This window comes from Rhodococcus sp. LB1, assembly GCF_001583455.1.
GTDB lineage: Bacteria > Actinomycetota > Actinomycetes > Mycobacteriales > Mycobacteriaceae > Rhodococcus_F > Rhodococcus_F opacus.
Genome location: NZ_LTCZ01000414.1, coordinates 1 through 10104 on the forward strand (window position 1 = coordinate 1; position 10104 = coordinate 10104).

The following is a 10104-nucleotide window of genomic DNA, read 5'->3' on the forward strand; positions in this document are numbered from 1 at the left end:
CTGGTCTCGCGCGAGACCAGATCTTCGGCCCGCTTGCGCACTTCATCCAAGCCGATGACCGCGGATCCGGTTCGGGGATCGGCATGATTCTTCTGCCTGTCGTGAATGGTGGCGGTCTGTCGGCCACATCTTCGGCTCTCTTACCGGCGCTGGGGGTCACATCAGTCCACCACGCACTGAACGATTGGCAGGCCGTGAGGACCAACAGGAGAGTTCGATACCGTTCCCGAAACGCGAACGCGACCGCCGATACTTACCGGACCACTCCAGGAGGACATTGACGCGAAATACGCGGCCGCTCAGCGCAGGGTCTCGTGTTCGATCTCGGAATAACCCGATCGGTTACTACCGGACCGGTCACAACCAGGCGCTCCCGAGAGGGGGTACAGATGTTCCCTGGCTCGGTGTCGATCCCAGCGTTATGTTCGGTGTATCGGCGGCAAACACTCCGTGGACGAAGCCATGGTGGCTACTGTCTGATAAGGACGAAGGTGAATGAGATGACCGAGAGCAAGAAGACTGGAAGCAACCGCCACGTCGAGACCTATGACTCCGGCTACGACGGCGAGATTCGTAGCGTCCGGGTGCCGGCGCTGGCATTGGAGATTGCCGCTAACCTCTTGCTCCCAACGGGATTCGACGAGAGCAAGAAGTACGCGGCTGTGGTGTGTGGCCCTCCGATCGGCAGTTGCAAAGAGCAGACCGCCGGCAACATCTATGGCGCCGCGCTGGCCAAGGAGGGCTACGTCGCGATCGCGTTCGACGCCAGCTTTCAGGGCGAATCCGGTGGCCAACCGCGCTTCATCGAGCTGTACGAGGCCACCTTGTACTACCGCACCCCGCGCGGCGCACAACCCAACGGTTGCACCCGAGCGCTGTTCTCCTATCCGTCCAAGGCTGTGGGTTGGGACGCGTTCAACCGAGCAGAAACGCTCCTGACACAGCCCCTGCTGGTTGCCATCGGTGACGTCCCGGGTTCCTTCGGCGCCTACCGCGACGGCCGCGAAATCTACGGTCGCGCCGCGTCCAAGGACAAGGAACTGGTGGAGATCGCGGGCGGCACCCACTACGACCTCTACGACGAGAAGGAGGCCGTAACCCAGATACTGGATCGGGCTATACCTTTTCTTGCCAAACACGTCTGACTGACAGTGGTGTCGGCGGCCCATCGCTGCAAACTCGTATTGCAGCGATGGCGTACCTGCCCAAATAGCAAGCAGGAATCGCCGACGGCAAGGACATGCACTCGCCGCACTGCCTTTTGCGGCTCCCCTACCCCCTGCACCCGAAGGGAAGGGTGCACCTTAAATGTGGACACCGGATCTCATGCGGCAACTGACAGCGTAGACGACCCGAGCAGTCGGTGTGCGAACTCGGCTGAGGTGAGGTGACCGAGGGTCGAGTCGCAACGACGCCGGATGTAATGTGCGGCCACTCGAACCGCTCGATCCGGCTTACGCCTTCGACGTCCCAGCCGTCTGTCAAGCAACTTCCTCATTTGTCCTTGGAAGAACGACTTGGTGTGCGCATTGTCGAAACTCGGCCCACCCGACCTGGCCGCCAGCATGCCAGAACTTGCCTCGGCTCTGTACTCGAAGAACATCTCCGCGCTGCTCGAGTTGATGCTCGTCGATGGGGCGCTGGCCCCTGATTTCTCGGACGAGGTCCTCGCCGCGTCCTGCGTCACCCGTGAAACCATAGGAAACCTCATGATCGCAACACTTTTCAGAACGCTCGCGACACCGCTGGCAGTTTTTCTCGACTATGTGATGGTGCCCCGGCGGACGGTCGCGTACCTCGAGTACATCGACGAATACGGTGACGACCTCGATTTCGCCGGTCACCGGGAGGTGACCTAGATGTACACCGAATTGTTGGCGAACATCGCGATCCTGGTGTTGCCCGGGTTTGTGGGGTACGCGGTGATCTCCAAGGACCCGAACACGTTGCAAACCCCGCTGATGTCGGGCACCAACGCCATCCACGGCATCACACGTGAACGCGCCTCCAGGTAACCGGGCGAGAAAATCCAGCATCTCCGCGTCCGGGTGCGCGAGTTCGGGAATTTCCTTCGCGCCGATGATCGCCTGGTCGACGACAGCGACCTGCCGGCGGCATTGGCCGAGCGCCTCCGGTGTGACGGTGGCGGCATCGAGCCGATCGGTGGGGTACCGATCGACTGGTCCAGGCTCAGACCCGGATTCTGGGTGTCGTGGCCGTCCCGGGGGAGTAGCGGATGCGTGAGTCGGCCTAATCGGTCGTGCTCCAGAATGGTGGCGTGCAGCCTGTCAGAAACGTCTTGTTCTCCTTCGCCGGCGGGATAGGACATCTGAGTCCCATGCTCCCGGTTGCACGAGCGCTCCGCGGGGCCGGACACGCTGTCGGCGTGTGCGGTCAGGCGAACATCATCGACGGCACCCTCGGATTCGACGCGTACTTTCCGTGCGGAAGTTCGGCCCCAACGTCCACCAGCGAATCGACCGGCATACTCGCCACCCCGGATCTCGACCATGAGTTCTCGGTGATCGGCAGGTATTTTGCCGGCACCCTCGCCCCTGGACGCTTCGGCCACGTGCGGCAGATCATCGATTCGTGGACGCCGGATCTACTGGTCTGCGACGAAATGGACTTCGGAGCCATGATTGCGGCCGAACAGGCCGGCATCCCGCGCGTCGTCGTGGGCGTCATCGCCTCCGGCGCCTTGACCCGCATCGAACACATCCGTGAGCCGGTGTCGCAGCTCCGAGCAGTTCACGGCTTGCGGGACGATCCTGACTGCACTGAACTCGCCCAGGACCTCATCATCTCACCCTTCCCGCAGTCCTTCCGTCACCCTGACTTCCCGCTTCCCGAGACTGCGGTATCCGTTCGGCCGGAATCAGATCTGGACACCGGCCGGCATGCTGCCGTCGACTGGCTAGCCGCCGGCGACGAGCAATGGCGGGTGTACCTGACGCTCGGCACCATCTTCAATATCGAGTCCGGTGATCTGTTTCTCCGTGTCCTCGAGGGATTGCGCAGGCTGCCCGTGCGCATCCTCGTGACCGTCGGCGTCAACATCGATCCGGCCAGCATCCCGATCGTCGCCGACAACGTCCGGATCGAACGATTCGTCCCCCAATCAGCCGTGCTTCCGTTCTGCGATCTCGTCGTCAACCACGCTGGTTCAGGCAGTGTCATCGGCGCGCTGGCCCAGGGTGTCCCCGTGATCGCCCTTCCGATGGGGGCAGACCAGGAACTCAACGCCGGACGGCTGACCGCCCTCAAGGCCGGGATCACTCTCGACCCGATCACCGTGACGGCGGGAGAGATCCACGGAACCGCACTGAGCATCCTGACGTCGGACTCCCTACGGGTCGGTGCACAACGTATGCGCGAGGAGATCAACGAGATGCCGCCCCCGGCGTCAGTGGTCGAAGACTTGGAAGCTCTGATGGATCGGGAGAGTCAGCCCTGAATTTGTCCAAGTAGCGGATCGAGGGTCCGCGTTTCCTCGAGTGTGCCGATAGCTATGCGCGGGTGCCGTATCGGGCGATGTAGTGCCACATCTTTTTCAGGTCCTGCGGGTCGAAGGATGCACTCCGTGCCAGGCTGAGGATGGCTGGGGTGAGCTCGCCGCCGTGTGCGATGCCTCGGGCAAGGTCGACGATGTGAGACCCCCGGTAGTCGGGGTGGCGGGCTATCTCCTCGACGCCGACTGTGTATCCGTCGTGCCATAACACCGGGCAGGCGAGCGACTGGGCGATCTCGTCGCAGGGTGTGTCGCGGTAGCTGGGGTCGAGAACGAGGGCCTCGACATCTGAGGCGATGTTGATGGGTCCGTGGACGTGCGCCTCGATGTAGTCGTCGAGTGGATCGTCGAATTCCACCGCGGCGGCGGCCTCCACCAGGTTCATCGCGTCGGCGGTGCCGAACTGGTCGGGTTCGAAGACGCTGTCGGGAAAGCAGAAGGTGGTGCGGTCGAGGGTGTGCTCGGTCAGCAGGAGGTAGGAGGAGCCGAATCGAGGTGATCTGCCGTAGGGGTCGGCGTGGTGGTTCAGCGATCCGTACTTGGGTCGCTCCGCCGCCTGGTGCGCGTCGTAGGCGCCGCCGAAGATGCGGCTTTCCCACTTCCATCTGTCGCTGCCGGGGTGGGCAGTGAGTCCACCGTTGCCGGTCTGGGTTTCGAACTGTGACAGGTAGGCGCCGCGGTCCGCGATCGCCTCCAGCGTCGAGCTGTCGGTGAAGGGAGGTCCGAGTGGAAGTGCAATGTCACACGGAGTGTCCGATCGAGCGGAAGGCCCTGGGCGAGGCTGCGCACGTGTGCGATTGCAGTGAAACCAGGATAAGTGTAGACGGGCACGCATCCATTATCTGATGGTTCGGCCTGGCGTTGTCCGCTAGCCGAACCATCACCGGCACGTCCCGATTGCCGGCCGGTGACCGGAACACACGCCGACTAGCGCTTCACCAACTGCTGTTGGTGAGGCGACCGTCGGCGTGGTCGACGGTCGCGGTGATCATGGTGTCGATGCGCTCGTGAGGATGATTGGCGGTCAGTCCGGGAACTACTGGGTCCGACATGACCTCGAGCAGGACGGCATAGGGGCCATTGGACCAGCTCGTCCTCGAGACACCGAGTTCGGTGTTGATGATCTTCGCGCCACCGCGGTTGGCGTCGAAGGGAACCCGTGTGCCACCGTCGATCAGGAATGTCTGATCGGCGCTGGTGGCGAAGTCGGCGTCATCCCGAGCTGCCTGCGGGCTGTTGTGCAGATCGACCTCGATGACGACGCTGCCGTCGGAGTTGCCGCAGGAGTAGGTGGCGAGGATGTCGCTATGTGCGGACGTCGCAGGTGAGCCGGCGGCCTGTCCGGTCCGGTCGCTGAATCCGCCAGTCGTCAGGACGTCGGATTCGAGCAGGGCGCAGGGATCGTGAGCGGGAACTGCGGCCGCCGGCGGGGTGGGCGCCGGCGGTGCCTCGTCGGGGAAGCGGACACCGCCCGGGCATCCGAGGGTCCTGTATTCGAGGGCTGACTTCGTCGTCTCGGTACCGGGTGGCCCCGCGAGCGGTTGGCCACTGTATGCGATCCAGCAGGGCCGGCCGCCACCGTAGATGCTTTCGTCGAACTCCGGAGTCCACTCCACCGTGGTCAGTGCGTAGTCCGCCTCGTTGGCGTAGCCGTAGCAGTAGGCGGCCTTCGTGGTGTGAAGGTAGTGCTGCACGCACTGTCGCTGTAGTTCTTCGACCTGGTGCGGATCCTCGGTGCCCGCGACGAAGCGCACGTTCGACTGTCCTCCCTCGTCGTCCTTCGTCATCCCGTGTGCGCGCACCATCGACTCCGAGAAGGTGAGTGGTGCAGGCTGCGCAGCAGACGTGGACACCGCGGCCGCAATGGTCACCTCGGCGGGAGTGGTCACCTCGGTCGGTGCGGGTTCTGGTGCCGCCGAGGATGCAGTGCGCTGGGTTTCGGAGCTCGAGTCGCTGATGGAGTTGGCAACTCCGATCGCGACCACGACCGCCGCGATCGTCAGGCCAGTCCACCAGCGGAGGTTCGTGCGCTTCTGCTCGGGTGTCCACCGCTTCGTCGTCGGCGGCGGTGGTGGTGACGGCTGGGAGGGCGGGGTGGATGCTGCCTGGGTCGGGTCCGCGACCTGTTGCCACGCCCGCCCGTCCCAATACCTGTAGGAGTTCGACCCGTCAGGATTCGGGTACCACCCCGGAGTTGTCATGGGAATGAGATAAGCACACTCAGATGACTGCGGTGGACCAGATCCGGTGCTGTGCCGGTTCGGTCGGCGGGCTGGCACCCACGGAACTCGGTGGAAACGCGGATACGCCAGTCTGGGGTCATGGTTCTCGGCGTGCGAGGACGTATCTACGGCGCGCGTCCGATTGCGACGGTGTGGTTGCTGATGTCGCGAGTGGCCGGCGTTGATTCGTGGCGGAGGGTCGCGGGGTGTGCGCATATGCGGGAATCGTCTTGTACAAAGTTAAGTACTCGATGGTAGTTTAGTTTGTATTCGCAGTTCGGTGGGTGGGCAGGAGGTGGTGGGTGTGGATCGGGCGGATCGGTTGTTGTCGGGTGCGTTGCTGTTGCTGCGTCGTGCCGAGGTTCGGATCGTCTCGGGTGGGCCCACTGATCTGGAGCTGGTTGTCCCTGGCGGGGGCGCGGTGGCGGTGAAGGTCAAGGTGTATGGGAGGCCGCCGACCCCGAGCATTGTCGAGGGCCTACGTGGGGGGAATCGCGAGGACCGGTTCCTGCTTGTCACCCCGCGTGCGACGTCGTATTTGCGGGGGCTCGCGGCGGAGGGGGTGGTGGATTTGATCGCGGTTGAGGAGGGGCGTGTGATCATCGGGGGTGTCGAACACATCGGGACGGCGTCGACCGAGGCCGGGTCGGGGGACCGGGGTTTGCGGCGTGGTCGTCGGCCGTGGACGCGGTGGGCGGTCGAACGGTTGCTGTTGTTGGCCGAGCAGCCGGTGACGCAGGTCGAGCTGGCCGCGGTTCTGCGGGTCACGCAGCAGTCGGTCTCGCATGTGTTGCGGGGTCATCGGTTCGCGTCGCGCACCGACCGTGGGTGGGTGATCGGGCAGCGCGCCGAGGCCCTCGATGGGGTGCTTGCGGAGTATCCGGGTCCGGGGGGTGTGTCGACGTACTGGTATGGACTCGATCCGGTGGTGCGGCAGGCGGAGGCGGCCGCAACCTGGTGCGCTGAAAGCAATGTGGGGTGTGTGCTGACCGGTGATGTGGCGGCGGATGTGTACGCGCCGTGGCGGTTGCCGGCGGTGGCCGGGCTGTACAGCGGTGGGTTGTTGGACTTCACTGCGGCCGGTTTCACCCCGGCCACCGATGCGGAGTACACGCTGGTGGTGACGGTGCCCCAGGACCCGACTGTGTGGCGCACCGCGGCCGCGGCGGCACAACCGACGGCGCGGGTCGATCCGGCCGCGGTCGACGAGGTGCTGCCAGTGCGGGTCGATCCGATCATCGCGTTGCACGATGTGCTGGCCAGCGCGGGCCCGGATGCGGCGGAGGCCGGCGAGCACCTGCGTCGGGCGATCCTGGACGGAGCCTGGCGTGGCTGACGTGGTGCGGATCGATGCCGCCTCCAACGCGGCGGACCTGGGCTGTGGACGACGTCGTCGCGTCCTGGACGTGTCGGACGGGAATGCCCGGGCGCAGTCGGTAACGGCTAAATAGGTCCGCTGAACTGCATTTATTGCGTTATATGGTCGCAGGTGCGACCATATGTGTATGGGTGAGATGTCGGTGTCGGCGGCGGCCGCCGAGCTGGGCGTGTCCGGCCGACAGATCACTCGTCTCGCGCGGGCGGGGGAGCTGGTGGTCACGCGGGAGGTGGGGAAGGCGTTGCTGTTGGATGCGGGGTCGGTGCACCGTGTGGCGCAGACGGACCGCCATCGAGGCCGGCCGTGGAATGGGGATGTCGCGTGGGCGGCGTTGGCGATGTTGTCCGGTGTGGGGGTGGATTGGATTTCTCCTTCGCAGGCGAGTCGTTTGAGGCATCGGCTGCGCCGGGCGAGCGCGACTGAGGTGGCGTTTCTTGCCCGCCGGCGCGCGCGGGTGCACCGGATGCGGGGATGGGGCGATGATCTGAACACTCTTGTCACCGGCGGGTACGTGGCGGCCACCGGTGTCAGTGCGCTGACCCAGGTTCCGGGGGTGGCGGGCCGGTTCGGTTTGTCGGGAAGGGCTGGTGGTGCTGTGGACGGGTATGTGGTCGGCGACGACCTCGCCGGCGTGATCGATACCTTCGGTTTGGTGGCGGACGGTCAGGGGGAGGTGACGTTGAGGGTGGTCACTGCGGTGGACCGGTTTTTCACGACGACGACGTTGCCGGTGGCGGCGGTAGCGGTGGATTTGATGGAGTCGCTCGACACTCGGGAGCGCAGCGCCGGGGCGCGGGTGCTGGGGGAGTTGCTCGATGATTTCCGGTGAGCAGCGGCCGGTGTGGACGGTGCAGGCACCGGTCGGTGGGTGGGGGCCGCCGTGGCCGCAGGCCGCCGAGATCGCCCAGATGATTCCGTCCGAGCAGTGGACGTTGATCGGCGGGTTGATGGTTCAGCTTCATGCGGTGCGCGCGGGTGTGCCGCCGACCCGGGCGACCGTCGATGTCGACATGATTCTGCATATCGAGACCGGTGCCGCGACGTTCGGCGGTGTCCGCGCCCGGCTCGAGCAGATCGGATACGAGTTGCAGATGCCGGTGAGGGGGCGGGTGCACCGTTTCGTACGTTCGGGTGGTGTCGAGCAGGTCGATGTGATGGTCGCCGATCACCTGGCACCCCGGTTTCGGCCGAGTGTGTCTGGACGTGAGGTGTTCGCCGTTCCTGCGGGCACGTCCGCGTTGCGTAAGACGGTGGACTGCCTGATCGAGATCGATGGGGTGTCAACCAAGTTGAGTGTGCCCGACGTCCTGGGGGCGTTGGTGCTCAAGGGCGCGGCCTATCTCGCGGATCCCCGCGATCGGGGGCGTCATCTCGACGATGCCGTGGTGTTGGCGTGTGCCATCGAGAACCCCGTGGCCGATCGGGCACGGATGAGGGGAAGCGATCGCGGCAGAGTCCGAGCCCTGGCCGAGGTGTTGGCCGATCCGGATCATCGCTCGTGGCTGTCGATGCCCGAGCAACGCCGGAGACGAGGACGTGATGCGTTGCTACTGCTGGTTCAGGATCCGAAATCGAGAGCTCCTCAGCAGCAACGAAATACACGATAATGAGACATTTTGTCGATTGCCGCTCTACCGGGCGCGGACGTGGCCTCGATCGCAGGTTCCCCCGACGGCGGTGCGGGGCGATCCTGCACACCGAGGCGGAGGCGCTGAGCGCGCTTCTGGCGGCGGTGGGACCGGATCGGGGCCCGGTTCGATGAACCGGAGCCGCTGACCCCGGGGTGGCCCGCCTGGGACCTGGAAACGGCCCTGTGGGCGTTGCCGGGGATGCCGCCGGCGGCGAGCAGACTCCCGAACGATCGTGTCGTAGCAAGTTCGGAAATCGGCTCGGCCGGTATGAAGGCGACGAAGCTGATTGCCCGTTCACGTCCCCGGCTGTACCCGATCTTCGGTTTCGGTGGTCAGTGCGGTCCTGGGCACCGAGCGCGCACATCTGAACCCGGTCCGGGAGACGCTGCGGTCCGACGACTGGGCATTGCACCACTGACTGGAGTCGATCCGCGGGGAGGCCGGCCTCCCCGACGAGATCTCCGCATTGCGGGTGTTCGATGTGATCGCCTGGATGGACGGGGAAGAATCGCGGCCTGGGCGAGCCGTCGGACCAGGAAAGATGACACGTCCCCGTGTGCTGTCTTCGGCAGGTGCACGAGGATGATGCGCATGCGGATGAAGTTTCACGAGCAGCTCGACGAGCTGACAGACCGTCTGGCGTCGATGTGCCACCTGGCAGGGGACGCGGTCCAGGCGGCGACCGACGCCCTGGTGCTGGCTGACCTACCCCTGGCCGAGCGGGTGTTCGACCTCAACGAACAGATCGAGGAGTTACGCGGTCCGTGCGAGGACCTGGCGATGGCGCTGCTGGCGTTGCAGGGCCCGGTGGCGCGTGATCTCCGTCAGGTGGTCACCGGTGTGCACCTGGTAGCGGATCTGAGCCGGATGGGCGGGCTGGTGCAGCATGTGGCCGAAAGTGTCCGCCGGCGTCATCCCGAGCACGTCGCTTCCGGTGAGGCGGAGGAGTTGCTCTCCGAGATGGGGCGGGTGGCGGCCGAGTTGGCCGGCCTCGCCGAACGGGTTCTGCGCACGCACGATCCCGAACTGGCCGCCGAGATCGGTAGACGCGACGACGAGCTCGACGACCTGCACCGCCGGCTGCTCACCCTGATCGAGGATCCGGCCTGGACCGGCAGCATCCCGGCCGCGGTCGATGTGACCTTGTTGGGGCGTTTCTACGAACGTTTCGGTGACCACACCGTCGTGGTCGGGCGCCGGGTGATTTTCCTCGTCACCGGGGAACAGATGACCCCGTAGGTCGTCGCGTGCGTTTGCCGGTGATCCGACTCCGCCGACGATCGGGAGGGGCGAGACGGTGATCAGGCATTCGTAGCGCCCGTCTTGCTTGCAGGCGGCGGCAAGGGGGTCGAGGTCCCACAG

At 65.1% G+C, this 10104-nt stretch carries 9 protein-coding genes and 2 pseudogenes; 9 read left to right on the forward strand and 2 right to left on the reverse strand.

Going from position 1 to position 10104, the window contains the following annotated elements:
- The first annotated feature begins 500 nt into the window (after nt 1–500).
- From AZG88_RS41950 to AZG88_RS41965, 4 genes and pseudogenes are all read left to right on the forward strand, one after another.
- The gene (locus AZG88_RS41950; protein WP_061701050.1) at nt 501–1145 is read left to right on the forward strand and encodes an alpha/beta hydrolase; all 645 of its coding nucleotides are present in this window, start codon (nt 501–503) and stop codon (nt 1143–1145) included.
- Nucleotides 1146–1550: 405 nt separating this feature from the next.
- A pseudogene (locus tag AZG88_RS54725) lies at nt 1551–1859 on the forward strand (hypothetical protein); the annotation flags it as partial.
- A pseudogene (locus AZG88_RS41960) lies at nt 1860–1991 on the forward strand (proton-translocating transhydrogenase family protein); the annotation flags it as partial.
- 287 nt (nt 1992–2278) lie between these two features.
- Nucleotides 2279–3457, forward strand: a complete 1179-nt coding sequence (locus tag AZG88_RS41965) for a glycosyltransferase (protein WP_231914383.1) — start codon at nt 2279–2281, stop codon at nt 3455–3457.
- A gap of 52 nt (nt 3458–3509) precedes the next feature.
- On the opposite strand, the gene AZG88_RS41970 is transcribed toward AZG88_RS41965, so the two are convergent.
- Entirely contained in the window at nt 3510–4346 is an 837-nt protein-coding gene (locus AZG88_RS41970) for a DUF3626 domain-containing protein (RefSeq protein ID WP_231914384.1), read from the reverse strand.
- Nucleotides 4347–4446: 100 nt separating this feature from the next.
- Entirely contained in the window at nt 4447–5712 is a 1266-nt protein-coding gene (locus AZG88_RS41975) for a DUF2510 domain-containing protein (protein WP_197488026.1), read from the reverse strand.
- A gap of 325 nt (nt 5713–6037) precedes the next feature.
- Between AZG88_RS41975 and AZG88_RS54730 the strand changes: the two genes are divergently transcribed.
- The 5 genes from AZG88_RS54730 (at nt 6038) to phoU (ending at nt 9981) form a co-directional block, all read left to right on the forward strand.
- On the forward strand, nt 6038–7069 hold the full coding sequence (locus tag AZG88_RS54730) for a hypothetical protein (protein ID WP_231914385.1): 1032 nt from the start codon (nt 6038–6040) through the stop codon (nt 7067–7069).
- A 169-nt stretch (nt 7070–7238) separates the two neighbouring features.
- On the forward strand, nt 7239–7940 hold the full coding sequence (locus AZG88_RS41985; protein ID WP_061701056.1) for a hypothetical protein: 702 nt from the start codon (nt 7239–7241) through the stop codon (nt 7938–7940).
- A complete protein-coding gene (locus AZG88_RS41990) occupies nt 7927–8718 on the forward strand; it encodes a hypothetical protein (protein WP_063886953.1) in 792 nt (263 codons plus the stop codon). The genes AZG88_RS41985 and AZG88_RS41990 overlap by 14 nt, the downstream gene beginning before the upstream one ends.
- Before the next feature lie 481 nt (nt 8719–9199).
- Complete coding sequence (locus AZG88_RS54735) at nt 9200–9328, forward strand: hypothetical protein (RefSeq protein ID WP_231914386.1); 129 nt, start codon at nt 9200–9202, stop codon at nt 9326–9328.
- Between the two features lie 5 nt (nt 9329–9333).
- Nucleotides 9334–9981, forward strand: a complete 648-nt coding sequence (gene phoU, locus AZG88_RS41995; protein ID WP_061701054.1) for a phosphate signaling complex protein PhoU — start codon at nt 9334–9336, stop codon at nt 9979–9981.
- Nucleotides 9982–10104: the final 123 nt, after the last annotated feature.